At 52.6% G+C, this 26,450-nt stretch carries 25 protein-coding genes; 20 read left to right on the forward strand and 5 right to left on the reverse strand.

From position 1 onward, the window contains the following. Positions 1-50: 50 nt before the first annotated feature. Complete coding sequence (gene hrpB / locus ACLJRE_RS10120; RefSeq protein WP_023212431.1) at positions 51-2,480, reverse strand: ATP-dependent helicase HrpB; 2,430 nt, start codon at positions 2,478-2,480, stop codon at positions 51-53. A gap of 72 nt (positions 2,481-2,552) precedes the next feature. On the opposite strand from hrpB, the gene thpR reads away from it, so the two are divergent. The 16 genes from thpR (at position 2,553) to panD (ending at position 17,534) form a co-directional block, all read left to right on the forward strand. Further along, positions 2,553-3,083, forward strand: coding sequence for an RNA 2',3'-cyclic phosphodiesterase (thpR, locus tag ACLJRE_RS10125; RefSeq protein ID WP_001294186.1), 531 nt, complete (start codon positions 2,553-2,555; stop codon positions 3,081-3,083). A 16-nt stretch (positions 3,084-3,099) separates the two neighbouring features. After that, positions 3,100-3,804: a DNA/RNA nuclease SfsA gene (sfsA, locus tag ACLJRE_RS10130; protein ID WP_000899412.1), complete on the forward strand. Its 705-nt coding sequence runs from the start codon at positions 3,100-3,102 to the stop codon at positions 3,802-3,804. Positions 3,805-3,980: 176 nt separating this feature from the next. Further along, entirely contained in the window at positions 3,981-4,436 is a 456-nt protein-coding gene (gene dksA, locus ACLJRE_RS10135; protein ID WP_001155232.1) for an RNA polymerase-binding protein DksA, read from the forward strand. 68 nt (positions 4,437-4,504) lie between these two features. After that, positions 4,505-5,401, forward strand: a complete 897-nt coding sequence (gene gluQRS, locus ACLJRE_RS10140) for a tRNA glutamyl-Q(34) synthetase GluQRS (protein ID WP_015406107.1) — start codon at positions 4,505-4,507, stop codon at positions 5,399-5,401. A gap of 161 nt (positions 5,402-5,562) precedes the next feature. Beyond that, on the forward strand, positions 5,563-6,960 hold the full coding sequence (gene pcnB / locus ACLJRE_RS10145) for a polynucleotide adenylyltransferase PcnB (RefSeq protein ID WP_204100804.1): 1,398 nt from the start codon (positions 5,563-5,565) through the stop codon (positions 6,958-6,960). After that, positions 6,957-7,436, forward strand: coding sequence for a 2-amino-4-hydroxy-6-hydroxymethyldihydropteridine diphosphokinase (gene folK, locus ACLJRE_RS10150; RefSeq protein ID WP_000150780.1), 480 nt, complete (start codon positions 6,957-6,959; stop codon positions 7,434-7,436). Before pcnB ends, folK begins: the two co-directional genes overlap by 4 nt. A gap of 402 nt (positions 7,437-7,838) precedes the next feature. Beyond that, complete coding sequence (locus ACLJRE_RS10155) at positions 7,839-8,432, forward strand: fimbrial protein (RefSeq protein ID WP_000756783.1); 594 nt, start codon at positions 7,839-7,841, stop codon at positions 8,430-8,432. Between the two features lie 265 nt (positions 8,433-8,697). Then, complete coding sequence (locus tag ACLJRE_RS10160) at positions 8,698-9,435, forward strand: fimbrial chaperone (RefSeq protein ID WP_023212432.1); 738 nt, start codon at positions 8,698-8,700, stop codon at positions 9,433-9,435. Positions 9,436-9,494: 59 nt separating this feature from the next. Further along, complete coding sequence (locus tag ACLJRE_RS10165) at positions 9,495-12,101, forward strand: outer membrane usher protein (RefSeq protein ID WP_023212433.1); 2,607 nt, start codon at positions 9,495-9,497, stop codon at positions 12,099-12,101. Beyond that, on the forward strand, positions 12,088-12,654 hold the full coding sequence (locus tag ACLJRE_RS10170) for a fimbrial protein (RefSeq protein WP_001549988.1): 567 nt from the start codon (positions 12,088-12,090) through the stop codon (positions 12,652-12,654). Before ACLJRE_RS10165 ends, ACLJRE_RS10170 begins: the two co-directional genes overlap by 14 nt. Positions 12,655-12,668: 14 nt before the next feature. Then, positions 12,669-13,277, forward strand: coding sequence for a fimbrial protein StaE (gene staE, locus ACLJRE_RS10175; protein WP_023212434.1), 609 nt, complete (start codon positions 12,669-12,671; stop codon positions 13,275-13,277). A gap of 11 nt (positions 13,278-13,288) precedes the next feature. After that, the gene (locus ACLJRE_RS10180) at positions 13,289-13,873 is read left to right on the forward strand and encodes a fimbrial-like protein (RefSeq protein WP_023892065.1); all 585 of its coding nucleotides are present in this window, start codon (positions 13,289-13,291) and stop codon (positions 13,871-13,873) included. 21 nt (positions 13,874-13,894) lie between these two features. Then, entirely contained in the window at positions 13,895-15,163 is a 1,269-nt protein-coding gene (locus ACLJRE_RS10185; RefSeq protein ID WP_071883022.1) for a fimbrial-like adhesin, read from the forward strand. A gap of 121 nt (positions 15,164-15,284) precedes the next feature. Beyond that, positions 15,285-16,079: a 3-methyl-2-oxobutanoate hydroxymethyltransferase gene (gene panB / locus ACLJRE_RS10190; RefSeq protein WP_000043005.1), complete on the forward strand. Its 795-nt coding sequence runs from the start codon at positions 15,285-15,287 to the stop codon at positions 16,077-16,079. Positions 16,080-16,204: 125 nt separating this feature from the next. Next, positions 16,205-17,059 (forward strand): pantoate--beta-alanine ligase, encoded by an 855-nt coding sequence (panC, locus tag ACLJRE_RS10195; RefSeq protein WP_000905342.1) that lies wholly within the window; start codon positions 16,205-16,207, stop codon positions 17,057-17,059. A 94-nt stretch (positions 17,060-17,153) separates the two neighbouring features. Then, on the forward strand, positions 17,154-17,534 hold the full coding sequence (panD, locus tag ACLJRE_RS10200) for an aspartate 1-decarboxylase (protein WP_000621526.1): 381 nt from the start codon (positions 17,154-17,156) through the stop codon (positions 17,532-17,534). Between the two features lie 6 nt (positions 17,535-17,540). Here the strand turns inward: panD and ACLJRE_RS10205 are convergent, their stop codons facing one another. Both ACLJRE_RS10205 and ACLJRE_RS10210 read right to left on the reverse strand, forming a co-directional pair. After that, the gene (locus tag ACLJRE_RS10205) at positions 17,541-18,770 is read right to left on the reverse strand and encodes a polysaccharide deacetylase family protein (protein WP_000245330.1); all 1,230 of its coding nucleotides are present in this window, start codon (positions 18,768-18,770) and stop codon (positions 17,541-17,543) included. 61 nt (positions 18,771-18,831) lie between these two features. Then, positions 18,832-19,272, reverse strand: coding sequence for a PTS sugar transporter subunit IIA (locus ACLJRE_RS10210; protein ID WP_000901969.1), 441 nt, complete (start codon positions 19,270-19,272; stop codon positions 18,832-18,834). 365 nt (positions 19,273-19,637) lie between these two features. On the opposite strand from ACLJRE_RS10210, the gene ACLJRE_RS10215 reads away from it, so the two are divergent. From ACLJRE_RS10215 to ACLJRE_RS10230, 4 genes are read left to right on the forward strand one after another with little or no spacing between them, the layout of a single operon-like run. After that, positions 19,638-20,189: a fimbrial protein gene (locus ACLJRE_RS10215; RefSeq protein WP_000779119.1), complete on the forward strand. Its 552-nt coding sequence runs from the start codon at positions 19,638-19,640 to the stop codon at positions 20,187-20,189. Positions 20,190-20,236: 47 nt separating this feature from the next. Further along, entirely contained in the window at positions 20,237-20,920 is a 684-nt protein-coding gene (gene stiB, locus ACLJRE_RS10220; protein WP_023212435.1) for a fimbrial biogenesis chaperone StiB, read from the forward strand. A gap of 26 nt (positions 20,921-20,946) precedes the next feature. Further along, on the forward strand, positions 20,947-23,493 hold the full coding sequence (locus ACLJRE_RS10225; RefSeq protein WP_023212436.1) for a fimbrial outer membrane usher protein: 2,547 nt from the start codon (positions 20,947-20,949) through the stop codon (positions 23,491-23,493). A gap of 8 nt (positions 23,494-23,501) precedes the next feature. Next, positions 23,502-24,578: a fimbrial protein gene (locus ACLJRE_RS10230; RefSeq protein ID WP_023212437.1), complete on the forward strand. Its 1,077-nt coding sequence runs from the start codon at positions 23,502-23,504 to the stop codon at positions 24,576-24,578. A 117-nt stretch (positions 24,579-24,695) separates the two neighbouring features. Here ACLJRE_RS10230 and ACLJRE_RS10235 read toward each other — a convergent pair whose 3' ends face one another. Next, complete coding sequence (locus tag ACLJRE_RS10235) at positions 24,696-25,466, reverse strand: ABC transporter permease (protein ID WP_000983420.1); 771 nt, start codon at positions 25,464-25,466, stop codon at positions 24,696-24,698. After that, positions 25,463-26,389, reverse strand: a complete 927-nt coding sequence (locus ACLJRE_RS10240) for an ABC transporter ATP-binding protein (protein ID WP_000150628.1) — start codon at positions 26,387-26,389, stop codon at positions 25,463-25,465. The genes ACLJRE_RS10235 and ACLJRE_RS10240 overlap by 4 nt, the downstream gene beginning before the upstream one ends. Positions 26,390-26,450 lie beyond the last annotated feature (61 nt).

Here is a 26,450-nt window from a genome sequence, read left to right on the forward strand (position 1 = left end):
GCCGGATGGCGATTAACGCCTTATCCGGCCTGGAGGCAACGTATAACACGTCACGAATACTTCTTCGTGCGCCGCGTTGGGGCCGTATTCGCCGGATCGTCCGGCCAGACATGTTTGGGGTAACGACCCTTCATCTCTTTTTGCACTTCGCGATACGCCCCCTGCCAGAAAGCGCTTAAATCGCGCGTAATCTGTAGCGGTCGCTGCGCAGGCGAAAGCAGTTCCAGCACCAGCGGCACGCGGCCCTGAGCGATGGTTGGGGTCTTCGCTTCGCCAAACATTTCCTGCATTCTGACCGCCAGAGCGGGCGGGTTATCTTCATGATAACGAATCGTTATTCGGCTTCCCGTCGGCACAGTGTAATGCCCAGGCAGTTCACTATCCAGACGTTGCAGCATGGCATAGTCAAGCAGTCCCCGTAACGCCTGAGTCACATTCAGAGATTTCAGACTCCGTAACGACTGTACGCCTGTCATGTGCGGCAGCAACCAGTTTTCCAGAGTCGCCAGCAGCGACGCCTCATCCACGGCAGGCCAGTCATATTCCGGCAGCCATTTCGCCGCACAGTGCAGACGCAGACGGAACTGCTCCGCTTCCGGCGTCCAGTTAAGGACGGCCAGACCTTTATCGCGGATGCCGTTCAGCATCGCCTGATGAAGCTCCTCTTCAGACGGTTTCGCCAGTGGCTGAACGCTAACCGTCAACTGTCCAATACGCATTCTGCGCCACGCTTTCAACGTTCCCTGCGCTTCGTCCCATTCAACCGTGTCAGACTGGCGCAGTAAATCAGGACACGCCTGAATCAGCGAGGCGATATCCAGCGGCTGCGCCAACAATATTCGGGCGTCCGGCGAGGCGCTACCTTGCAGCAACAGCGGCGCGATCAGCCATTCATGACGTCCCAACGCGTCATCCGCATCTAACATCGCGCCCATACCATTGGCTAACTGATAGCGCCCTTCCTGACCACGACGCCGCGCGATGCGGTCGCTAAACGCTCTGGCCAACAGCGGCATAATAAGCGCGCTATCCGGCTCGCCATTACGCACCTGCAGCCGTTTTAAAAGCTGCTGGCTACGCTGCTGCCAGCCCGGCTGTCGCCGCGAAAATAGCCCGCTTAAATCCGTACCGCCGCCGCGCGGCGGGTCCTCAAGGATGGCCGCGAGCATGGCGGCGGTGGCGGCGCTATCGCCCTCGCCGGCGTTGACTAACATCGCCGCCAGACGCGGATCGTTACCCATTGCCGCCATTTTCCGGCCCCGCGCGCTTAACCGCTCGCCCTCCAGCGCGCCTAACATCAATAATAAACGGCGGGCGGCCTGAAGATTCACCTCCGGCGGCCTGTCCAGCCAGAAAAGCGATGCCGGATCGTGACATCCCCACTGCAACACCTCCATCAACAAACCGGAGAGGTCGCTGTGTAAGATTTCCGGATCGCTTTGCGCCGCCGCCCGCTCCGCCTGTTCTTTTGCCAGCAGATGTAAACAGATACCCGGCGCCAGTCGTCCGGCACGCCCCGCGCGCTGCGTCATTGACGCCTGACTGATACGCTGCGTAACCAGCCGCGTCAGTCCCGTTCGCGCATCGAATCGCGCCACGCGCTCCTGAGCGCTATCGACGACCAGACGAATCCCTTCAATCGTCAAACTGGTTTCGGCAATGTTAGTCGCCAACACCACTTTACGCATCCCGGCGGGGGCGGGAACAATCGCTTTGCGTTGCGCCTCCAGAGACAATGCGCCATACAGCGGACAAAGCAGGACATCGCTCCCTACCCGCGACGCCAGATGTTCATGAACGCGCTGTATTTCGCCTACTCCGGGTAAAAATAGCAGCAGCGAACCGTTTTCATTGCGCAGCAGTTCCGCTGTCGCCATCGCGACGGCTTCATCAAAACGCAAATGCGCCGCAAGCGGTTGATAACGTCGCTCCACCGGGAACGCGCGCCCCTCCGAGACGATCGTCGGCGCATCAGGCAGTCGCTGACAGAGCCTGTCGTTATCCAGCGTCGCTGACATGATTAACAGCCTCAGATCGTCACGAAGCCCTTGCTGGATATCCAGCAACAGCGCCAACGCTAAATCCGCCTGTAAACTGCGCTCATGAAATTCATCCAGTATCACCAGCCCCACGCCGCGTAATTCGGGATCGCGCTGAATCATTCTGGTCAATACGCCTTCTGTCACCACTTCCAGCCGGGTACGCGGCCCCACGCAGCTTTGCGCGCGCATCCGGTAACCTACCGTTTCGCCAGGCTTTTCATTCAACGCTTCCGCCAGACGCTGCGCGACATTACGCGCCGCCAGACGACGCGGTTCAAGCAGGAGGATTTTTCCAGCAACCGGACCTTGTTGCAGGAGTTGCAACGGCAGCCAGGTGGATTTCCCCGCCCCGGTAGGCGCGGACAACAAAACCTGCGGCGCGGTTTTTAGGGCTGTCAACAATTCAGGCAATACGGCGGCAACGGGCAATGACGTCACAAACGGCTCCACGGGGTTAACTTTCTTTGCGCCGCATTGTAGCATCGTGTTAATCCATAACCGAGTATCCCTATGTCTGAGCCAAAACGGCTGTTTTTTGCGATTGACTTACCCGACGACGCGCGCACGCAAATTATCGCCTGGCGCGCCGCTCATTTTGCGTCTGAAGACGGACGCCCCGTCGCAGCGGCGAACCTGCACCTGACGCTGGCCTTTTTAGGCGACGTCAGTAACGATAAGCAGCGCGCGCTTGCGCAACTGGCCGGACGAATTCGCCAGCCGGGCTTTACGCTACATCTGGATGACGCCGGTCAGTGGCTGCGTTCACGCGTGGTGTGGCTGGGGATGCGCCAGCCGCCGCGCGGGTTGTTGCAGTTGGCTAATATGCTGCGCGCGCAGGCCGCCCGCAGCGGTTGTTACCAAAGCCCGCAGCCTTTTCACCCGCATATTACGCTGCTGCGCGACGCCAGCCATACGGTGGCTATCCCGCCGCCGGGCTTTTGCTGGTCATTTCCGGTTACGTCATTTGCGCTTTACGCCTCTTCGTATGGGCAAGGCCGTACCCGCTATGCCGAGCTGCAGCGCTGGACGCTGGGCGAATAATAATGAAGGAATGTCGATGCTATTCTCCCCCCCTTTACAACGCGCTACGCTGATTCAGCGCTATAAACGTTTTTTAGCCGATGTGATCACCCCTGACGGTACGACGCTTACGCTGCACTGTCCTAATACCGGCGCGATGACCGGCTGCGCCACGCCTGGCGATACCGTCTGGTATTCGACATCAGAAAATACTAAACGCAAATATCCGCATACCTGGGAATTGACTGAAACGCAATCCGGCGCATTCATTTGCGTGAATACGCTGCGGGCGAACCAGCTAACGAAAGAAGCGATTCAGGAGAATCGCCTGCCGGCGCTGGCGGGGTACAATATTCTGAAAAGTGAAGTCAAATATGGCGCCGAGCGCAGCCGTATAGATTTTATGTTACAGGCAGATTTCCGCCCGGACTGCTATATTGAAGTGAAATCGGTCACGTTAGCGGAAAAAGAAAACGGTTATTTTCCCGACGCCATCACCGAACGAGGGCAAAAACATCTTCGGGAGTTGATGGGCGTTGCGGCGGCAGGTCATCGCGCGGTGGTGGTGTTCGCGGTGCTGCACTCCGCCATTACACGTTTTTCACCCGCACGTCATATCGATATAAAATACGCGCAGCTATTGAGCGAGGCTCAGAATAAAGGCGTGGAAGTTTTAGCTTATAAAGCAGAACTTTCAGCCCAAAAAATGGAACTGAACGAACCAGTACCCATAACGTTGTAGTGGAATAACAGCCTGATTATTAAGTATTCTGGCCGCGTGCGTAAATACGCTTTTCCTCACAGGGTTGTCAAGTGTTACGTTTAGATAATTGCTATCCGGAAAAGCATCTGCTATTTATAGCGACCTGATTTTCCCCCGAACATGGGGATCGATAGTGCGTGTTAAGGAGAAGCAACATGCAAGAAGGGCAAAACCGTAAAACATCGTCCCTGAGTATTCTCGCCATCGCTGGGGTGGAGCCGTACCAGGAGAAACCGGGCGAAGAGTATATGAACGAAGCCCAGCTATCGCACTTCAAGCGTATTCTTGAAGCATGGCGTAATCAACTCCGGGATGAAGTCGATCGCACTGTGACGCACATGCAGGACGAAGCCGCCAACTTCCCCGATCCGGTCGATCGCGCCGCGCAGGAAGAGGAGTTTAGCCTGGAGTTACGTAATCGTGACCGTGAGCGCAAACTGATCAAAAAGATCGAGAAGACGCTGAAGAAAGTGGAAGATGAAGACTTCGGTTATTGCGAGTCCTGCGGGGTGGAGATTGGTATCCGCCGCCTGGAAGCGCGTCCAACAGCCGATCTGTGCATCGACTGCAAAACGCTGGCTGAAATTCGCGAAAAACAGATGGCGGGTTAATCCCGTTCGTTTCTACCCTATTTATGACAGGCGGGAGTTTTCCCGCCTTATTCTTTATTGCCCGCAGCATGACTGACTCACACTATATTGGCCGTTTCGCGCCGTCGCCATCCGGCGAACTGCATTTCGGCTCGTTAATCGCCGCCCTCGGCAGCTATCTACAAGCCCGTGCGCAACGCGGAATTTGGCGCGTTCGTATAGAGGATATCGACCCCCCACGTGAAGTTCCCGGTGCCGCAGCGACCATTCTGCGCCAGCTGGAACATTACGGCCTGCACTGGGATGGCGAGGTCTTATGGCAATCACAGCGTCATGAGGCTTATCGCGAGGCGCTGGCCTGGCTTCACGAGCAGGGACTGAGCTACTACTGCACTTGCCCCCGCTCGCGCATTCAACGTCTGGGCGGTATTTACGACGGCCATTGCCGGACGTTATACCACGGGCCGGAGAATGCCGCCGTCAGAATTAAACAGCAGCATCCGGTGATGCGTTTCCATGATGCCTTGCGCGGCGACATCCAGGCTGACCCACAGCTGGCGAGCGAAGATTTTATTATCCACCGCCGCGACGGACTGTTTGCTTATAATCTGGCCGTGGTGGTCGACGATCATTTTCAGGGGGTGACGGAGATCGTCCGCGGCGCAGATTTAATCGAACCCACTGTCCGACAACTTTCGCTGTATAAACAGTTTGGCTGGCGTGCGCCAGGTTACGTGCACCTTCCGCTGGCGCTCAACGAACAAGGCGCTAAACTTTCCAAGCAAAATCATGCCCCTGCGCTTGCGACAGGCGATCCGCGCCCGGTACTGGTCCAGGCATTGCGCTTTTTAGGCCAACGCGCCGTCGTAGCGTGGCAGGAGATGTCTGTTGAGGAGTTGCTACGCTTTGCGGTGGCGCACTGGAGGCTTGCAGCCGTACCCACATCGGCTAATGTAAATCCGGCATTCTCAAATGCGTCTCGCTGAGCTATGATTAGCCGCTATTTTTGCTCATCGTCTTTCGCATTGCTGCGGCGTTAATGATGCTTACAGCCCAGGTCGCGTTATTCTCTTGCGCCCGTCTGCCGTAATGCGAAAGACATAGAGTAAGTTGATCTTATTAATGTATGACACTACCGAGGTGCGCTATTTTTACCCGAGTCGCTAATTTTTGCCGTAAGGTGTTAAGCCGCGAGGAGAGCGAGGCAGAACAAGCCGTCGCCCGTCCACATATGACGATTATCCCGCGTGAACAGCACGCTATCTCCCGCAAAGATATCAGTGAAAATGCCCTCAAGGTACTGTACAGGCTGAACAAAGCGGGCTATGAAGCCTACCTGGTCGGCGGCGGCGTCCGCGATCTCCTGCTCGGCAAAAAGCCGAAGGATTTCGACGTGACCACCAACGCAACACCGGATCAGGTACGGAAATTATTCCGCAATTGCCGTCTGGTGGGGCGTCGTTTCCGCCTGGCTCACGTGATGTTTGGCCCGGAAATTATCGAAGTGGCAACGTTTCGTGGTCATCATGAAGGCAGTGAAAGCGACCGTACGACCTCCCAGCGTGGGCAAAACGGTATGCTGCTGCGCGATAATATCTTCGGCTCTATCGAAGAAGATGCCCAGCGCCGCGATTTCACCATCAACAGCCTTTACTACAGCGTGGCGGATTTTACCGTGCGCGATTACGTCGGCGGGATGCAGGATCTGCAAGAAGGCGTGATTCGCCTGATCGGCAATCCGGAAACGCGCTACCGCGAAGATCCGGTTCGAATGCTGCGCGCCGTGCGTTTCGCTGCGAAGCTCAATATGCGTATCAGCCCTGAAACGGCTGAGCCAATCCCGCGTCTGGCAACCTTGCTAAACGACATTCCTCCCGCGCGCCTGTTCGAAGAGTCGCTGAAGCTGTTGCAGGCGGGGAACGGTTTTGAAACCTATCAACAACTGCGGGAATACCACCTCTTCCAGCCGTTGTTTCCTACCATTACGCGTTATTTCACCGAAAACGGCGACAGCGCAATGGAACGCATCATTGCGCTGGTGTTGAAGAATACGGATAACCGCATCCGTAACGAAATGCGCGTTAATCCGGCATTTTTGTTTGCCGCCATGTTCTGGTATCCGCTGCTGGAAATGGCGCAAAAAATCGCTCAGGAGAGCGGTCTGGCCTATTACGACGCTTTCGCGCTGGCCATGAATGACGTGCTGGATGAAGCCTGCCGTTCGCTGGCGATCCCGAAACGTCTGACCACGCTTACCCGTGATATTTGGCAGCTTCAGTTACGGATGTCCCGTCGTCAGGGCAAACGCGCCTGGAAGCTGATGGAACATCCCAAATTCCGCGCCGCGTTTGATTTGCTGGAGCTGCGCGCTCAGGTGGAAAATAATACTGAGCTGCAACGTCTGGCGCAGTGGTGGGCCGAGTTTCAGGCTTCCGCGCCGCCGGAACAAAAAGGAATGCTCAACGAGCTGGACGACGATCCTGCTCCACGCCGCCGCCGTTCACGTCCGCGCAAACGCGCGCCGCGCCGCGAGGGCACCGTATGACGATCGCGTATATCGCGCTTGGCAGTAATCTGGCCTCTCCTCTGGAGCAGGTCAATGCCGCCCTGAAGGCTATCGCCAACATTCCCGATAGCCGTATCGTCGCGGTTTCTTCGTTTTACCGCACGCCGCCGCTTGGCCCACAGGATCAGCCCGATTACCTGAACGCCGCGGTGGCGCTGGATACCGCCCTCGCCCCCGAAGAATTGCTTAACCATACCCAGCGCATTGAGCTGCAACAGGGCCGGGTGCGCAAAGCGGAACGCTGGGGGCCGCGCACGCTGGACCTCGACATTATGCTGTTTGGCGATGAAGTCATTAACACCGACCGTCTGACGGTTCCGCACTACGACATGAAAAACCGCGGTTTTATGCTGTGGCCGCTGTTTGAGATCGCTCCAAAACTGCGCTTCCCCGACGATGGCGTCGCGCTGACGCAGCTTGTTCATCAACATACCCCCGCACCAGCATACTGGTAATTTTTAATTAATATTATTTTTAAGAAACCTGTATTATTACTTCGCTCACTAATTAATGGAATAAATCCAATCGTTATTTTCACTTAAAAGATTGTTTAGCAAAAATGAATGTCATTTATATGTAAAATTATTAAATTGATTCAGTGAATTCATTAACATCCCTCTCCCCCTAAAGCCGCTTTTTTTGCAGATTTAATGTACTATCTTGTTTTTAAACATCATTAAAAAACATATAAATCTAATCAGCATTTTTGCTTTTGAAAAAAAATTCACCACAAATATCGTTTAAACAAACATATAATATTTCGTTATTTTACATAATGAAATATACGCATAAAATGTGCCGTCCCTCTTTAATCTTATTGAAGTGGTACATTTATCTCATTTTGTAAGGATGCAAGTATGAAAAAAGTTCTCCTGGCGACAGCCGTATTTATGGCTTTAGGCTCTTCTTCCGTTATGGCTGTCGAAGGTGGTCGTATTAATTTTGAAGGTCTGGTCAGCGCTGAAACCTGTAAAAAAGTCGTCAGCTCCGCTGTTGGTAATAGCAATATCGACGGTACGGTTACTCTGAAAACCGCACACGTTAGCGATGTTACCGCAGAAGTTCAAAACAGCACCGCAGGCGTAAACGCAGAAGATTTCTCCATCATTATCGACTGCTCCGATGCTGGCGCAGGCCTGGTGAAATCACATCTGACGATGTCCTCCTCTTTTAGCAATACGAAGGGCACCCTGGATAACGACGAAACGCTGACCCGCAGCGGTATCGAGGCGGCGAAAGCGGTTGATATCGCGGTTCACCATGTTGACGATGCCAACGCTCTCTCGCTGGTGAAAATCAACGATCCTTCTAACACGATGGAAGAAAGCTTTACCAACGGTATCGCAACCTACAACTTTAAAGCGTCTTACGTGAAATCGTCTGATGCAGGTGCCAGCGTGACAACCGGTCTGGTCTCCACCAATGCGATTTATACCTTTACTTACGAGTAATAGTCGCCTCTCAGATTGCTGACAACGCTATTGGTACTGTTTAATGTTGGGCTGCGTCTTGCCCCATAAAACCAATAACTCAATGAATATAAATGAGTTAATTTTTACGGGTTAAATAAAACCCAACATTTATTCAGCTTCGGTGTTTGTCATCAGTCTCGCTGTCTTTAACAGACAGTATTACAGACGATGCACATTGCAGGGTAGTAGCAAATTTCGGCGCTACTTACCCTGTTTCGGATATTCAATACAGCAAGGACGGCTTATGTCTCACTCTTTAAAGTTTACTTTGTCTGCTATCGCTCTGACCGGGGCATTATTTAGCTCTGCCAGCCAGGCCGATATTATTATTTCTGGCACGCGTATTATTTATGATGCAAATAAAAAAGATGTCAGCGTGCGTCTGGAAAATAAAGGTAAAAGCCCATTATTAGTTCAGAACTGGATAGATCTCGGCAATGATAATGCCGAGCCGGGCAGTATTAAAGCGCCCTTCGCCGCCACACCGCCGGTATCACGAATAGAACCTAAGCGCGGGCAGTCGATAAAAATTATGTATACCGCCACAGAATCGCTACCGAAAGATCGCGAAAGCGTTTTCTGGTTCAACGTGCTGGAAGTTCCACCGAAGGCAAATACCAACCAGGAAGAAAATAAGAATTTGCTCCAGCTGGCGTTTCGCACCCGCATCAAACTATTTTATCGCCCGACGGGTTTACCGGGCGCCCCGGCAGAAGCGGCAAAACAGCTGAAATGGCAGGTCGCCAGCGAACAGGGCCATGCCGTTCTTCTCGCCGATAACCCGACTCCGTATTACGTCTCCTTTAACTCTGCCACCTACACCAGCGGCGGAAAACGCTATGACGTCGACGCGACCATGGTTGCCCCCTTTGGCAAAGCCGCCTTCACGGTGAAAGGACTGCAAAACGCCAGCGCAGGCAAACTGGAATTCCAGTCCATTAATGACTACGGCGGCATCATCGCTGGCTCAGCTTCACTGTAATGACGTTATCACAAAGCAGGATGAAAAAGACGGTGCAAAACGTTTCCACAACCAGGACCATGCCAAAAAAGACGTTGCTCGCGATGTGCTGTGCGTTGTTTTACAGTCAGCCCGGCCTGGCTGCGGACATCGTTGAATACGACAGCACATTTCTGATGGGCGATGGCGCTACGTCTATTGATGTCAGCCGCTATTCTAATGGCAACCCCACGCCAGCGGGAACGTACACCGTGAGAGTGTTTGTCAATGAGAAGGCCGTCGCCAGCCAGACCATCCCGTTTATCGATATCGGCAAAAAAAGCGCCGAGGCCTGCCTGACCATGAAAAATCTGGCGCAGCTACACATTAAGTCGCCGCAAAACGTCGGCGAAAAAGCCATTTTGAAGAAAGGCGACGACGAGAGCAGCGATTGCTTAAACCTGCCAGCGCTGATTGAACAATCCAGCGTGACGTTTGATATGGGCGACCAGCGCCTGGATATCGTCGTGCCTCAGGCATGGATTAACAAAAGTTATGACGGCTATGTGGAACCGTCGCTATGGGAAAACGGAATCCCGGCCGCGCTCCTCTCCTACAACATTAACGGCTATCACAATACCAATCACGGTGTCGATAACGACAATATGTACGCCGCTTTCAATACCGGTATTAACCTTGGAGCATGGCGTTTTCGCGCCAACGGTAACTATAACTGGAACAATAACAGCGGCAGTAACTTCGATTTTCAGAACCGCTACATCCAGCGCGATCTCACTGCGCTGCGCTCGCAACTGATGTTAGGCGAGGCGTACACCACTGGCGAGACTTTCGACTCGGTCAGCATTCGCGGGGTGCGTCTGTACAGTGACTCCCGTATGCTACCGTCACAGCTTGCCAACTACGCCCCTGTGATCCGCGGCGTCGCCAATACCAACGCCAAAGTCACCATTACCCAGGGCGGCTACAAAATTTATGAATCAACGGTGCCGCCAGGTCCGTTCGAGATTAACGATCTCAGCCCTTCTGGCTACGGGAGCGACCTCATCGTCACTATCGAAGAGGCCGACGGCAGCAAGCGTACCTTTAGCCAGCCCTTCTCCTCGGTAATGCAGATGCAAAAACCCGGCGTCGGGCGCTGGGATGTCAGCGCCGGGGAAGTGAATGACGACGATCTTCACGATAATCCGTATGTCGCGCAGGGTACCTACTATTACGGTTTGAACAACTATCTGACCGCCTATACTGGCGTTCAGGCTACCGATAATCACTACCTGGCGGGGTTGCTCGGCATGGGCCTCAACACGCCGTTTGGCGCCATCGCGCTGGACGTCACCCACTCCCGCACGGAGATCCCTGACGATAAAACCTATCAGGGGCAGAGCTACCGCTTAACGTGGAACAAGCTGATTGAAGCCACTGATACCTCGTTTAACGTGGCGGCCTACCGCTATTCAACCCAGAATTATCTGGGGCTGAACGATGCGCTTCAGTTGATCGACGAAGCGAAATATGGGGATGACGACCAGCGCAACACCATGAATAACTTTGCGCGCCTGAAAAACCAGATCACCCTCAGCATCAGCCAGCCGTTACAGTATGGCGAAACGGATTACGGTTCCTTTTATCTCTCAGGCTCCTGGACCGATTACTGGGCGACGGGCGACAGCCGCAGCGATTATACGCTGGGCTACGGCAAAGGCTTCTCATGGGGCAGCATGAGCGTCAACCTGCAACGCACCTGGGATGAAGACGGTAAAAAAGATGATTCGCTCTATATCAACCTGAGTATTCCACTCGCCAACCTGCTTGGCGGGGAGAGTCGCCGTTCCGGTTTTAACACCCTCTCCACGCAGATGCGGACGGACTTTAACGGTGGCCATAACCTGAGCATGAACAGCAGCGGTAGCAGCAAAGACAATATGCTGAACTATAGCGTAAATACGGGTTATACCATGCAGAAAGAGGGCAAGAGCATCTCTGATATCGGCGGCTATGCCAGCTATCAATCCCCGTGGGGAGATATTTCGGCCTCAGCCTCTGCCAATAACGATAGCAGCCGACAATATTCGCTCGCGACAAACGGGGGCTTTGTCCTGCATGGCGGCGGCCTGACATTCACTAACGATAACTTCGGTAATAGCGATGCCATCGTGCTGGTAAAAGCCCCCGGCGCGAAAGGCGCACGCATCAATGGTGGCAACAGCACCATCGATCGCTGGGGCTACGGCGCGACAAACTCGCTTTCCGCCTACAGAGAAAACCTGGTCAATGTCGATATCGACACACTGGAAAACGACGTTGAGCTTAAGAGCACCAGCGCAACTCTGGTGCCGCGCGATGGCGCGGTGGTCTTAGCCAGTTTCGAAACCGACCAGGGACGCTCGGTCATTCTTAACATGTCCCGCAATGACGGCAAAGCTCTGCCGTTTGGCGCAGAAATCTACGAGAACGATGTGCAGATCGGCAACATGGGCCAGGGCGGACAGGCTTTTGTTCGCGGTATCAGCGATGCGGGCGAACTCTCAGTACGTTGGTTTGAAGAAAACCAGCCAGTAACTTGTTCAGCAACCTTTGCGTTGCCTGCAACGCAACAAACGGTAGGGTCCAGCCAGACCTTACTGTTAGACCACGTAACCTGTCGTGTTAATAACCTTAAATCAAATGGAATAGACAATGAGAAGGAATAAGCACCTTTTAGCAGCCTCTGTGCTCGCGATGATATTTCCACTGACCAGTCAGGCGGAAGATATCAACGTCGACTTTACCGCTACCGTGCTGGCCACGACGTGCAGCATGTCGATTGCGGCGTTAGATGGCTCGAACGTATCGGGTGATGCTACCAGCGGCTATACGCTGAATGTCGGCGATGTCGGGTTGGATAAAATCATAAAAAAATCAGCGGAATCGCAGAAAAACTTTAAGTTTGTGGCGAAAGATTGCAGTGCCGCCCTGACGAAAATTACCACCGCACTCGGCAGCTCTGCGGATGCCAGCGGCAACTTTATTAAAAACCAGTCTGCGGCGTCCGATGCGGCCAGCAATATTGGTATGGGCTTTAAGCGTAAGAGCACCACCGATGAAACCTATTTCACGCCAGGCTCCGGTTCAATTACCTGGACTGACGACGAGCGCACAGCAAACGAAGTAGAGATGACGGTTGCGCTGCGTGAACTGACCGACGGCGCGGGTACCATGGGTGCCTTCAGCTCTACCGCTACGTTTAACTTCACTTATCAATAACAGGGACGATGATAATGAAAAAGCAAGTATTGCGCGGCGTAATCTTAGGCGCACTGGCGACCATGACCGCGGGCGTATCAACAATGACGCAGGCCGATGGCACCGCCAGCCTGGACTTAACGGTAAATGCCAACATCACGGCGGGAACCTGCTCCGCATCGGTGCTGGACGGTGAAACCGCCACCGATACCATCGCATTTGGCAACGTCTACATTTCGGAAGTTTTTGCCAAAACAAAAGTCAAAAGCTTTAAACTGCGCTTCAGTGACTGCGCGGGATTAAAAGATAAAAAAGCCTCTTTGGTCATTGCGCCAAGAGATGCAGGTTGCGCAGGCAGCGATTCGACTAACGCAGAATTTGCCAACGCCTCCACAGCGACGTCTAAAGCGCAGAGAACCGCTGTTGAACTCTGGACAACAGATACCCCGGAAGGTTCTAACAGCGTCCAGTTCCACTGCCGTAACAAAAATGCGCAAGAGATTGATCTGAGCAGTGCAAGTTCAACCACACCGGTTGATTATCCGTTAAGCGCTCGCATGGTGCCGGTTACCGGTTATGCAATCACTGCGCTAACAGCAGGTGACTTCTATTCCCCCACCACCTTCACCATCACTTACCAGTAATGGTGATACCAATGAGACGTTTGCGCAGACTCATGCTCGCCACGTTATTTTCAGGGCTGGCAACAGCCCTGTTTATCGCGCCGCTGTATGCCGACACCAACGTGGATTTTACCGCCACCGTGCAGAAAGATACCTGCCAGATTGAAATTGACGGTAATGGTACAGTCAGTTTAGCGACCGTCGGGCCGAGTTACTTTGCCGATGGCATCACGGCGGAAACGGACTACGGGGGCGGCAAGGAATTTCTGATTAAGTTGATAAGCTGCCCGGTTAGCGGCGGCGCAATCACGAACGTCACGTTTAACTTCTTACCACAGAGCGGGCAGTTCGTTACCGGTAATAAGCAGGTGTTTGCCAATGATTTAGCGACCAGCACAGACGGTGCCTCCAACGTCGGCGTAGTGATTTTTACCACCGAGTCACCCCGCCATAACGTTCTGAACACCGATGGCTCCTCGCGGGCAACCTTTGCCGCGACGACATACAGCGATACCTCATGGACGTTTTATGCCCGGATGCAGAAAGTCCTCAGTAACGACGTGGTCGTCCCCGGCAAACTCAGCAGCCGCGTGCTGGTAAATGTTGAATACGAATAACGTGAGGACCAGTTAACTATTATGATAACAAAATGCGATCACCGACTGATGCTATTAAACACTCAGAGACTAAAGAGTGTCGTTAAAATCATATCATTATTACTGTTATCTTTCGTTTCTTTTGTGACGCCTTCGTATGGCTGGTCACTATATGTAGGCCAATATACAAAGAATGAAGGGGGAAACGTATGGGGAGCGGTGCAGGATTTTACAAAATCCTATGCGCCCAAAAACATGCTTAATCCAATAGCTATTCATAACGGCTCAGGACTGCGTGAAATCTCCGTATCGAATGATGCGACAGAGCTCGACCCCACTACTGGGCTAAGTTGTAACAAAGATCATGATAACCATGTCCTGACACTGTATCATGGCTACAAGAACTCCGGTAAAACCTACAACGGTAATATGTTATGGGAAACTAATACTCCTGGTATGTACATGGGTATCGAAGTCACCAATATCAACTTTGGCGGCCAATACTGGGGTGAAAAATTCTGGATAAACTGGAGCAACGGAGAAACGTCCGGCGCAAAAAAATTTGATTTAACAAATATCATGCCAAAGGATGGTCGTTTCGAACTCTGTCAGAGGCCAACCAACTGGACCTATTTTGGATTAGGCGGTATTGTTCTGTGGGTTAAATATCATTTGTATATTGATGACTCTTTTAATCCTGCCGGAGCAACTTCGTTATCTGTCTCGCTACGAAAAGAACAATCGTATGATTATCAATTTGCTTCATCACCAGCCTTCTCAGGCTCACATAATGTATATTACAATATAGCACCAAATCAGTTGACGATTAACTATCCTACCTGCCAGGCCAATGCGGTCACAGGCGATGGGGTAACAAATTCAACGGTTCCATTTGGGGAACAGAATGCCAAAGACATTTCGGCGAATACCATTAACCGCAAATTTTCCATAAAGCTCAGTAATTGCGCTTACGTTAAAGAATTGAATGTTACGTTAAGTTCTGCAACGGTAGGAGGACAGGATAACACCTTGCTCGGTAATACACTTACCGGCAGTGAGGCGGCTGGTGGTATCGGTGTCATGATCGAAGGGGAGAAAAATCCAAATAGCCCTGCTGACTGGACCTTACTTAAGCCAAACATCAGCAGTTCTATTTATTCTTTTACTAATTCCCCGGATTACGAAAATAGCGAAATTGGGAATGCTGAGCAGGTAATGAATTTCCAGGCGACCCTGAAACAGGATGGTAACAAAGCGATAACCCCAGGAAAATTCAAAGCTACGGGTAAATTCACCATTACTTATCCCTGATGTTTATTCCGGCAGACCTCCTCTGCCGGTTTTTTCCTTTCCCACAAAGCGCTAACACTTTCTTCGGTCATTCCCCTACAATGCGGCCATTCTATTCATCAATATTATGGCCGGAGAGGTTATGAGCAAACCCACCACTATCTCACTGCTGCAAAAATGCAAACAGGAAAAGAAGCGCTTCGCGACAATCACCGCCTACGACTATAGCTTTGCCAAACTGTTCGCCGATGAAGGCATCAACGTGATGCTGGTGGGCGATTCCCTGGGCATGACAATTCAGGGGCACGACTCCACCCTGCCGGTCACCGTGGAAGATATCGCCTATCATACCCGCGCCGTTCGCCGTGGCGCGCCGAACTGCCTGCTGCTCTCCGACCTGCCGTTTATGGCTTATGCCACGCCGGAACAGGCGTTTGAAAACGCGGCCATCGTGATGCGCGCCGGGGCCAATATGGTCAAGATCGAAGGCGGCGCATGGCTGGTTGATACGGTGAAAATGCTCACTGAACGCGCCGTGCCGGTGTGCGGCCATCTGGGGCTGACGCCGCAGTCGGTGAATATCTTCGGCGGCTATAAAATTCAGGGGCGCGGCGACGCCGGGCAGGTGCTGCTGGATGACGCGCTGGCCTTAGAAGCGGCGGGCGCACAGCTGCTGGTGCTGGAATGCGTGCCGGTTGAACTGGCGAAGCGCGTCACGGAAGCACTGTCGATTCCGGTGATCGGTATCGGCGCGGGCAACGTTACCGACGGGCAGATCCTGGTAATGCACGACGCGTTCGGCATCACCGGCGGCCATATCCCTAAATTTGCGAAAAATTTCCTTGCCGAAACGGGCGACATGCGCGCGGCTGTACGGCAGTATATAGCTGAAGTGGAGTCCGGCGTTTATCCGGGCGAAGAACACAGCTTTCACTAATTTTTCTAACCGTGCCGGATGGCGACGCGACGCGTCTTATCCGGCCTACAGATCCTCAACGGATGTAGGCCTGATAAGCGCAGCGCCATCGGGCAGGATCATCAGGCAACTCAAGGAGTCTTGTTGTGCTAATCATTGAAACCCTGCCGCTGCTGCGCCAGCATATCCGTCGTCTGCGTCAGGAAGGCAAACGCGTCGCACTGGTTCCCACCATGGGCAATCTGCACGACGGTCATATGAAGCTGGTCGATGAGGCAAAAGCCCGGGCTGATGTGGTGTTCGTCAGCATTTTCGTCAATCCGATGCAGTTTGACCGGCCGGACGATCTAGTGCGTTATCCACGCACGCTGCAGGAAGACTGTGAAAAGCTGAACAAGCGCAAAGTCGATTATGTCTTTGCGCCAGCCGTTGAGGAAATTTACCCGCAGGGGATGGAAGGCCAGACGTACGTTGATGTTCCCGGCCTCTCCACCATGCTGGAAGGCGCCAGCCGTCCGGGCCACTTCCGCGGCGTCTCGACCATCGTCAGCAAGCTGTTCAACCTGATCCAGCCGGATATCGCCTGCTTTGGCGAGAAAGATTTCCAGCAACTGGCGCTGATTCGCAAAATGGTGGCGGATATGAGTTATGACATTGAGATCGTCGGCGTGCCGATTATTCGCGCCAAAGACGGTCTGGCGCTCAGCTCACGTAACAGTTATCTGACCGCAGAGCAGCGCAAAATTGCGCCAGGTCTACACAACGTGATGAATAGCATCGCTGAAAAACTGATTGCGGGTAATCGTGAGCTGCAAGAGATTATTGCCATTGCCGAACAGGAATTGAATGAAAAAGGCTTCCGTGCCGACGACATTCAAATCCGTGATGCCGACACGCTGCTGGAACTGACGGAAACCAGCAAACGCGCCGTGATTCTGGCCGCCGCCTGGCTGGGTCAGGCGCGTCTGATCGATAATCAAAGCGTTACATTAGCCCAGTAGACAGGGGTTAAAAATCGGGCAATACTGCCTGAGAATTTCCAAAGCAGGCCACAAGCGCCTGCTTAGTCAAGATAAACGACAGGGTATAGATGTTATGATTCGCACCATGCTGCAAGGCAAGCTCCACCGCGTAAAAGTCACGCAGGCGGACCTGCACTACGAAGGTTCCTGTGCCATTGACCAGGATTTCCTCGATGCCTCCGGTATTCTGGAAAACGAAGCGATTGATATCTGGAACGTGACCAATGGGAAACGTTTCTCAACCTATGCGATTGCGGCTGAACGCGGCTCCAGAATCATCTCGGTGAACGGCGCGGCGGCGCACTGCGCTGAGGTTGGCGACATTGTGATTATCGCCAGCTTCGTCACCATGTCTGATGAAGAAGCCCGGACATGGCGGCCGAAAGTGGCCTACTTTGAAGGCGACAACGAAATGAAGCGTACCGCGAAAGCCATTCCGGTCCAGGTTGCCTGATAGTCCTTACCCCTGCGGCTGGTTGCTGATCAGCCGCGACATGGTTTCCAGCGAATCCGTGCGTAAAATATACAGCCTTTTGAGCAGCATCGGATTATCTCCCGGCTTCACCTTCCCTCTCACCGTGGTGACCGCCAGATGGAAACCGGCGTCTTTTGCTGCTTTGATCGCGGTCGCGTTATAGCCGCCAAAGGGATAAGAAAGATAAAATACGTGCGGAGTAAACTGTGCGAGCGCCCGCCGCGAACGTTCAAAATCAAACAGAATATTATGGTAGCTGCGGCTATATAAAATCGGACGACGATGCCCGTCTACCCGATGTAAAAAGTGAGTATGCGACTGAAAATCAAAAACATCGCTTATCTTGCGCAATTCGGACACGCTCATAAATTGCAGCGACCTGGGATTCCATTTTTGCGGATGGCGCTTAATACGCGATGAAATAATAAATGCCGTCGCTTTCATACCGTACTGCTTTAATACCGGATACGCATAGCGACTCACCGATTTAAGGCCATCATCAAAGGTGATAGCCACCGCGCGCGCCGGGAAATTCGCGCGGTTATGGATGTAATCCTCCAGTTGGTACATCGTCAACGTGGCATAGCCGCGATCGCGAAGCCAGGTCATTTGGTTGCTGAATGCCCGAACCGAAGTCGTGGTGGACGTATGGCGAAAACGGGTATTCTCTTCATCACGTAAGATGTGATGATAGGTCAAAATCGGAATGCCGTTGTCTTCCTGCGCATCCATGGCGCTGACATACGCCAGCCTGTCGCCAATACGGATCTGATACCAGGTTTGATGTAGCCTGCCTTTCAGCTTACTAATAATGGGGTAACGCAAGTTATCCACCAATACGCCAAACGGGGCGCTACTGATGTCCGGCGCGTTATACACCGGCGTGTCCTTCCAGGTCACCAGATTCTGATTGCTGAGCGGCTTGTTAAGATCGCCCAGGCCATCTTCCACTTTTTGTTTTCCCTGCACAGGTTCCAGATGGCCTTTATCGATAAACCCCTCGCCGAAGCCAAATTTAAAGGCATAATAATCAGCCGCAACAGGCGTTACGGAAAGAATTTGTCCGGCGCGGATATTCCCTACGGTCACCATTTTATCGCCAATCTGCGACCAGATGGCGGCGTCTTTCGTCGTTTGCATATAACGAGCGGGCAAGGCAGCCAACACATTACCGGAGAAAAAGAACAGCAAGATAAGAACAACGCGCATAACCATATATCATAACCGAGGCGAAAAAACGCCGTTATTGTAGCAAAAGCGTCGTCAATGGTATTGATCAAAACTCATACAAATCATGTAGCAATACAAAAGGCGGGTTTTTCTGCTGCTGATGCCAGAGACTGGTGACATCCGGCGCGCCAAGCGCGACAATCTGGTCGCGAAATGCTGAACTGCTCATCGACTCTCGCAAAGGAAGCATTTCCTCTATCAATGAATAGCTGACACCTGAAATAACTTCACATTGAGAATGTTTATGGCTCATCAGCGACGCTACACGATAAGGCGCCGCGCCGGAAATGTCGGTTAAAAATATCACGCCTTCACCGGAGTCGGTGGCATGGAGGGCATCACACATCATACGGCTCAACATGTTTGAGCTCACGCCGCGCCAAAAATTGACCGCCCGGCATTGCGCCAGCGGACCATTTTTTCTCTCCAGGCGATCAAGCATATCCTGTGCGCGATCGTCATGGCAGGTAATCACCCATCCCAGCATAACTTCTCCTCCATTGAGCTCCAATCCAGCATGTCAGCATGTTTTTTTGGCCGACAACACTCTATGACCACGATCATTTTTTATTCAAAAAAATTTGCATTATTTTTAAAAATGTTCGCAGCCTTCATAGAATCTGGCCCATTGAAAGTATAATCACGGCAATTATTAAACAAACACCCACCAAAACAATCAATAAAATATATATTATAAATATTTTATATTTATGTATTCTGAATTTTTCTTCGCGCCGCAAAAATCATCGAACATCATATTTACTCATTCGGGAATAAAAAGAACAATAACTTTCCACACAATAAATATTGCTACTATGTCAATATTTATAATATCTTAAAGGATCAAAGATAATGAAACTCACCTTAAAAACACTCGCTGTGGCACTGGCTGCCATCACCCTCTCCCCCGCCGCGCTGGCAGACACCGCTAAAGACGGCACCGTACATATCACCGGCCTCATTCAGCAAAACGCCTGTACGGTAAAAACGGATTCAGTATTAATAGAGGTAACATTACAGAACGAATTTGCCTCTCTTTTTACTGCCGCAGGGCAAACGGCAGGGGATAAAGGCTTCACCATCGATCTCGAAAACTGCGACGCAAACATCTACAGCAATGTACAGGCACGCTTTGAAGGTACGCTCGACGGAACCGATGCGACCATCCTGAAAAATGAGGCTGATGCTCAGAATATTGGCGTGCAAATTCTTGATAAAACGGGTGACAGTACGCCAGTGACCTTTAACGATCTTCAGGCATGGTCTTCCGCAGTCGCGCTCCCTACAGAAGAGGGGGTGACGACACTCTCAATGCCTTTCACCGCCCGCTATATCGCCACCGCGGTTCCCGTTGGGTCGGGAAATGTCGATGCAAGCGCAACATTCTATCTGCAATATAACTGATCCTGGCGGCCAGCGTCGGCTGGCCCATTTATTTATTGAGGTCATCAATGAATTCATTGGCTAAAGCAGGGTTGCTTTGTTGCCTGTTGTGCGGTTCGCTGGCGCATGCCGCAGGGATAAACATCGGCACAACGCGGGTTATTTTTCACGGCGATGCCAAAGATGCATCCATATCGATAAGCAATAGCGACAACGTTCCCTATTTAATTCAGTCCTGGGCGCAATCGATCAGCGAAACCGGGGCGATCGGCGATGCGCCGTTTATGGTCACCCCTCCGCTTTTTCGCCTTAATGGCGGGCAAAAGAACGTACTGCGAATTATCCGTACCGGCGGCAATTTGCCGGAAGATCGCGAGTCGCTGTACTGGCTGGATATTAAATCGATTCCCAGCAGCAATCCGGACAATAAGCACAATACGCTCATGCTGGCCGTTAAAGCGGAATTTAAGCTGATTTACCGGCCAAAAGCGTTAACCCAAAAGCCAGAAGAGGTTGCCGATCGGTTAACGTGGTCGCGTCAGGGTCGCACGCTCACCGTGAAGAACCCCACGCCCTATTATATGAACTTCGCCACCCTTTCCGTTGGCAGTCAAAAAGTAAAAGCCCCGCGCTATGTGGCGCCTTTCGGCAACGCGCAGTACACGCTGCCTGCCGCCGCCAGCGGCCCGATCGCCTGGTCTATCATCAACGATTTTGGCGGTACTGGCCCCGAACATAAACAAACGCCTTGAGAAGAGTGACAGGGATGAGAGTGCCGATGCGCAAAGGGCAACACAGGGGATTTTATTTATCGCGCTGCGCTGTGTGTATCGCGCTGGGCAGCACGTTCGCACATGTTGCATGGGCGCGCGACTATTTCAATCCGGCATTTATTGAACACCATGGGCAGGCGAATCGCACAAGCGTCGATCTGTCGACATTTGATAACGACAAAAGCCAACTTCCTGGCACCTATTACGTCACTATCATTATCAACAAAACAGAAATCGGCGCGCGAAACGTTGATTTTCAACTCACGACGCTCAGTGACGGTCAACAGGCATTACAGGGCTGTTTACGGCTTCAGGAACTAAAAGATAACGGCGTCAAAACCGACCTTTTTCCAACGCTGGAGAGTGAAAAAAGCTGCGTCGATCTCAGCGCTATCCCCGGTGCCAGCCAGCAGTTTGATTTTCAGCAACAGGCATTATCGATAAGCATCCCTCAACTCTACATCGCCAACAACGCGCGCGGCTACGTGCCGCCGGAAAAGTGGCAGGAGGGAATTACCGCGCTAATGCTGAACTACAGTTTCAGCGGCTATAAAGAGTACGGTTCCAGTGAGGATTCCGACGATGCGGAATCGAAGTATCTCGCTCTCCAGCCGGGTTTTAACCTCGGGCCGTGGCGTTTTCGCAACTACAGTAACTGGAGCGCAAATAACGGCGAGAGCGGTAGCTGGAACAGCGTTTATAACTATTTACAGCGCGACATTATCGCGCTGAAAAGCCAGTTCACCGCCGGAGACAGCAATACGCCATCCGACGTGTTCGACAGCGTACCTTTTCGCGGCCTCCAGCTCACCTCTGACGATCAAATGCAGCCCAACAGCCAGCGTGGTTACGCCCCGACGATTCGCGGCATCGCCCGTTCAAACGCGCAGGTTATCGTGCGGCAAAACGGTTATATCGCCTATCAAACAGCCGTTTCGCCGGGCGAATTTGAAATCAACGATATGTTTCCCACCGGCAGCAACGGCGACTACGACGTGACGGTAAAAGAAGCCGACGGTAGCGAACAGCATTTTATCGTGCCCTACTCTTCGCTGCCGATTCTGCAGCGCACCGGACGGGCAAAATACAGCGTGACTGTGGGTAAATATCGTGATTACGACAACCACACGCTGGACGACTTCGGCCAGGCGACCCTGCTGTACGGCCTGCCGTGGGGTATCACGCTGTACGGCGGCAGCCAGATTGCCGGCGATAAATACCAGTCCGTCGCCTTCGGCGTCGGGCAAAATATGCAGATGCTGGGGGCCATTTCCCTGGACGGCATCTGGTCGCACGCCAAATTTGACGATGGCCGCAAAGAAGCCGGGCAATCCTGGCGCGTCCGCTACAGCAAGGGCGTCGTCAGTACGGGCACCACGTTTTCGCTGGCCGGCTATCGTTACGCCAGCGAAAACTACAATTCGCTGAGCGAGGTGATCAACCCGGACGACGATTTTTATGATAACTACGGCAAGCGCCATAATCGTTTCGAAGCTTCAGTCAACCAGCAAATTAGCGATACGCTCGGTTCCTTAACGCTAAGTTGGGTAAAAGAAGATTACTGGCACAGCGCGCAGCAGATGGAATCTCTGAGCGCCAACTACAACAATAGCTGGGGCCCGGTGAGCTATACGTTAAGCTACAGCTATAACAAAAACACCTACCAGTACCGATCGGATAATGACGATGATGATAACGACGACGATCGTTATAACCAGAACGATCGGCTGTTCACGCTGTCGCTGCATGTTCCGTTTACGGTGTTCGATTCCAGGCTATACGCCAGCTATATGCTGAACACGCGTAAGCACGATGCTACGGTGAACAGCACCACCCTTAGCGGCACCGCGCTGCGTGACAGAAACCTGAACTGGTCGTTACAGCAGAGCCACAGCACACAAGACGGTGATTCCGGCGGGGTAAACGCCAGCTACAAAGGCACTTATGCCAACCTCAACGCCGGTTACAATCAGTCGCCAGATAGCCAACAGGTCAGCTACGGCATCAGCGGCGGCATTCTGGCGCACGAAAACGGTATTACCCTGAGCCAGCCAATTACCGGCGCGGCGATTTTAATTAAAGCGCCCGGCGCCAGCGGCGTTTCAGTTGAAAACCAGACCGGCGTCGCCACCGACTTCCGGGGTTATACGGTGATCCCCAACGTCACTCCGTATTATCGCTACGATATCTCGCTCGACAGCAGCACGTTTGCCGACAACGTGGATATTCCACTCAACAACCAGACTGTCTACCCGACACGTAATGCGGTGGTGCGCGCGGCGTATGACACGCATAAGGGCTATCGCGCGCTGTTAACGCTGACGCGCAGCAATGGCGAGCCCGTGCCCTTTGGCGCGACGGCAAGCGTCGATGGGCAGGATGCGAACCTGGCCAGTATCGTCGGCGATAAAGGCCAGGTCTTCCTCAGCGGCCTGCCGGAAGAGGGCCTGCTCCTGGTGAACTGGGGAAGCGCCTCTTGCCGCGCGGATTACCGTCTGGATATCAGCAAAAATATGAACGGCATAGTGATGGCGAACGCCGTCTGCCAGTGAGGAACACAATGAAGAATTTATGGATGCTGCTGGCGTTGTCGCTATTTTCAGGCCATGCGCTGGCAGACGGAACGATGGGCAACGGAAGCGGCTGGTGTCAACCAACCAGCGGCACGCATGATTTTCCTTTTAGTTTTAATCAAACCATTACCGATACGGATGGGAACCAGACGGGAACCATCGTTGAAGAGCACTGGTCAGCAGGCGGAGAATATTCGGCTAAATGCGACTGCGATAACAGTGATTATCGCGGGTACAACTATTTCACCGCGACCACCGGCGATCTGACGCAGAAAGGCACACACAGCGAGGCGCGATACTACGGACATATGGATTACTATGTCCTCGTGGCAGGCAAACTGGAAATTGGTACCGAAGCGTATATAGCCGGGAAGCTCGGCGAATATATTCCCGTCCCATTTTCCTCAATCAGCAATAATGATGCCTCCGCAGGCGGCTGTGGCGATGCAGAAATGAAATCAATGACGGCGGGCAATAAAGGCACGGTAAGGATTTATATTACTCATCCTTTAGTCGGAGAAATCTCGATCCCGCAAACAACGATCATGAATCTCTATTTATCAAAAACGCCGGGCAGCAGCGGAGATAATATTTCCCCCTCCATTCCCCCTATCGCGCACGTCACCATGTCCGGGACCATTACCGTGCCGCAGTCCTGTTCCATCAACGCCGGGCAGGTTATCGAGGTCAGGCTGCCGGATATTGAGGGCAAAGATATTCGTCACCTCGGCGACAGTCCGCAGAACTCGCACGTCACCACTCAGGTAAACTTTACCTGTAGCAACGTGGCGGACGGCACCAACCTGTCAATGTCATTGAATGGAGAAACCGATCCGCACAACCCGGAATACCTGAAAACCGACAATGAGAATTTAGGGATACGGATTTCCGATAAATACGATAAGACCATCGTTCCCGGCGGCAGCGCCGAATTGCCGATTGAAGATTACGCCGACGGTAGAGGCAGCACCGAGTTCACCGCCGCGCCGGTCAATACCACCGGACATGTTCCCCACACCGGAGAATACCAGGCTACCGCCACGCTGGAGATTCAGATTCGCTGAGAGAAGCGTTGGGTTTCAGCAAGCCTCCCCCTACAGACCCGTAACCCATTGATATTACGGGTCCATAGATGGGATGAAGCGAAGTGCAACCCAACGCCCCATCTCCCCTGTCAACACTTAACTGCGCAAACCGCGCCCACGCTGGATCAGCGACCAGCACAGCAGGTAGAAAGCGACGATAAAGATGACCAGTACGCCAAATGTGGTGACCAGCGGCACATCATGGATACCCAGGAAGCCATAACGGAAGCCGCTGATCATGTAGACGATCGGGTTCAGGTGCGACAACCCTTGCCAGAACGGCGGCAGCAGCGTCAGCGAGTAAAATACCCCGCCGAGGTAGGTCAGCGGCGTCAGCACAAAGGTCGGAATCAGGCTGATATCGTCAAAGGTTTTCGCAAACACGGCGTTCAGCAGTCCGGCCAGCGAGAACAGAATCGCGGTCAGAATCAGCGTTAGCGCGACAAATACCCAGGAATGCACCTGGAAAGGCACAAAAAAGAGCGAAATCGCCGTCACCAGAATCCCCACGCACAGCCCGCGCGCCACGCCGCCGCCGACAAATCCGGCGATGATCACGTGCGTTGGTACCGGCGCGACCAGCAGTTCCTCAATATTGCGCTGAAACTTGGCGCTAAAAAATGACGACGCGACATTCGCGTAGGAGTTAGTAATGACCGCCATCATAATCAGGCCCGGCACAATAAATTGCATATAACTAAAACCATGCATTTCGCCAATGCGCGAACCGATCAGGTTACCGAAAATAATAAAATAGAGCGTCATCGTGATGACAGGCGGCACCAGAGTTTGCACCCAGATCCGCATAAAGCGGTGGATCTCTTTCGCCCAGATGCTTTTAAGGGCAACCCAGTAAAGCTGCATCATGCGCGATCTCCTTGTTTTTCATGCACCAGCGACACAAACAGTTCTTCCAGACGGTTGGCTTTATTACGCATACTTAATACCTGAACCCCCTGCTCGCTCAGTTGACTAAAGACGCTGTTAACCCCTTGCTCGCGTAACACTTCCACCTCCAGAGTCGAGGTATCCACCAGACGATATTGATAACCCGTAAGCTTAGGTAGCGGGCTTTTTGGCGCTAAATCCAGAATAAACGTCTCCGATTTCAGCTTTGAAAGCAGATTTTTCATGGAGGTATTTTCCACCAGCTCACCGTGCTGAATAATACCGATATTGCGGCACAGCATTTCCGCCTCTTCCAGATAGTGGGTGGTGAGAATAATCGTGGTGCCTTTGGCGTTTAAGTCTTTCAGGAATCCCCACATCGAGCGACGCAATTCAATATCGACGCCCGCCGTCGGCTCGTCGAGAATCAATAGCTTAGGTTCATGCATCAATGCGCGGGCGATCATCAGGCGGCGTTTCATCCCACCGGAGAGCATCCGCGCGCGTTCACTACGCTTTTCCCACAGATCGAGCTGTTTTAAATACTTTTCGCTACGTAAAACCGCCTCTTTATGTTCCACGCCGTAATAACCGGCCTGATTCACTACGATCTGCTGCACCGTTTCAAACGGGTTAAAGTTAAACTCCTGTGGCACCAGTCCAAGCTGTCGCTTGGCGTTAACCACGTCTTTTTCCAGGTCGTAACCAAAAACGTTAACGCGCCCGGACGTTTTATTAACCAATGAGCTGATAATACCGATGGTGGTCGATTTCCCTGCTCCATTTGGCCCCAGAAGCGCGTAAAAATCCCCCGCTTCGACCTGCAAATCTATGCCGCGCAGCGCCTGAACGCCGCCGGGATAGGTTTTTTTAAGTTGTTGAAGTTCCAGCGCAATGGTCATAAATTCTCACTTACTTTACGTTCTTACACTTTATATATGGTTTAAATAACTACGGAGTTGC

This window comes from Salmonella sp. SAL04157 (genome assembly GCF_046551635.1).
Classification (GTDB): domain Bacteria; phylum Pseudomonadota; class Gammaproteobacteria; order Enterobacterales; family Enterobacteriaceae; genus Salmonella; species Salmonella enterica.

Bases quoted from the DNA above. Each gene is read 5' to 3' on its own strand.
- thpR (WP_001294186.1), top strand. From the start codon at position 2,553: ATGTCTGAGCCAAAACGGCTGTTTTTTGCGATTGACTTACCCGACGAC.
- sfsA (WP_000899412.1), top strand. From the start codon at position 3,100: ATGCTATTCTCCCCCCCTTTACAACGCGCTACGCTGATTCAGCGCTAT.
- dksA (WP_001155232.1), top strand. From the start codon at position 3,981: ATGCAAGAAGGGCAAAACCGTAAAACATCGTCCCTGAGTATTCTCGCC.
- gluQRS (WP_015406107.1), top strand. From the start codon at position 4,505: ATGACTGACTCACACTATATTGGCCGTTTCGCGCCGTCGCCATCCGGC.
- folK (WP_000150780.1), top strand. From the start codon at position 6,957: ATGACGATCGCGTATATCGCGCTTGGCAGTAATCTGGCCTCTCCTCTG.
- ACLJRE_RS10155 (WP_000756783.1), top strand. From the start codon at position 7,839: ATGAAAAAAGTTCTCCTGGCGACAGCCGTATTTATGGCTTTAGGCTCT.
- ACLJRE_RS10160 (WP_023212432.1), top strand. From the start codon at position 8,698: ATGTCTCACTCTTTAAAGTTTACTTTGTCTGCTATCGCTCTGACCGGG.
- ACLJRE_RS10165 (WP_023212433.1), top strand. From the start codon at position 9,495: ATGCCAAAAAAGACGTTGCTCGCGATGTGCTGTGCGTTGTTTTACAGT.
- ACLJRE_RS10170 (WP_001549988.1), top strand. From the start codon at position 12,088: ATGAGAAGGAATAAGCACCTTTTAGCAGCCTCTGTGCTCGCGATGATA.
- staE (WP_023212434.1), top strand. From the start codon at position 12,669: ATGAAAAAGCAAGTATTGCGCGGCGTAATCTTAGGCGCACTGGCGACC.
- ACLJRE_RS10180 (WP_023892065.1), top strand. From the start codon at position 13,289: ATGAGACGTTTGCGCAGACTCATGCTCGCCACGTTATTTTCAGGGCTG.
- ACLJRE_RS10185 (WP_071883022.1), top strand. From the start codon at position 13,895: ATGATAACAAAATGCGATCACCGACTGATGCTATTAAACACTCAGAGA.
- panB (WP_000043005.1), top strand. From the start codon at position 15,285: ATGAGCAAACCCACCACTATCTCACTGCTGCAAAAATGCAAACAGGAA.
- panD (WP_000621526.1), top strand. From the start codon at position 17,154: ATGATTCGCACCATGCTGCAAGGCAAGCTCCACCGCGTAAAAGTCACG.
- ACLJRE_RS10205 (WP_000245330.1), bottom strand. From the start codon at position 18,770: ATGGTTATGCGCGTTGTTCTTATCTTGCTGTTCTTTTTCTCCGGTAAT.
- ACLJRE_RS10210 (WP_000901969.1), bottom strand. From the start codon at position 19,272: ATGCTGGGATGGGTGATTACCTGCCATGACGATCGCGCACAGGATATG.
- ACLJRE_RS10215 (WP_000779119.1), top strand. From the start codon at position 19,638: ATGAAACTCACCTTAAAAACACTCGCTGTGGCACTGGCTGCCATCACC.
- stiB (WP_023212435.1), top strand. From the start codon at position 20,237: ATGAATTCATTGGCTAAAGCAGGGTTGCTTTGTTGCCTGTTGTGCGGT.
- ACLJRE_RS10225 (WP_023212436.1), top strand. From the start codon at position 20,947: ATGCGCAAAGGGCAACACAGGGGATTTTATTTATCGCGCTGCGCTGTG.
- ACLJRE_RS10230 (WP_023212437.1), top strand. From the start codon at position 23,502: ATGAAGAATTTATGGATGCTGCTGGCGTTGTCGCTATTTTCAGGCCAT.
- ACLJRE_RS10235 (WP_000983420.1), bottom strand. From the start codon at position 25,466: ATGATGCAGCTTTACTGGGTTGCCCTTAAAAGCATCTGGGCGAAAGAG.
- ACLJRE_RS10240 (WP_000150628.1), bottom strand. From the start codon at position 26,389: ATGACCATTGCGCTGGAACTTCAACAACTTAAAAAAACCTATCCCGGC.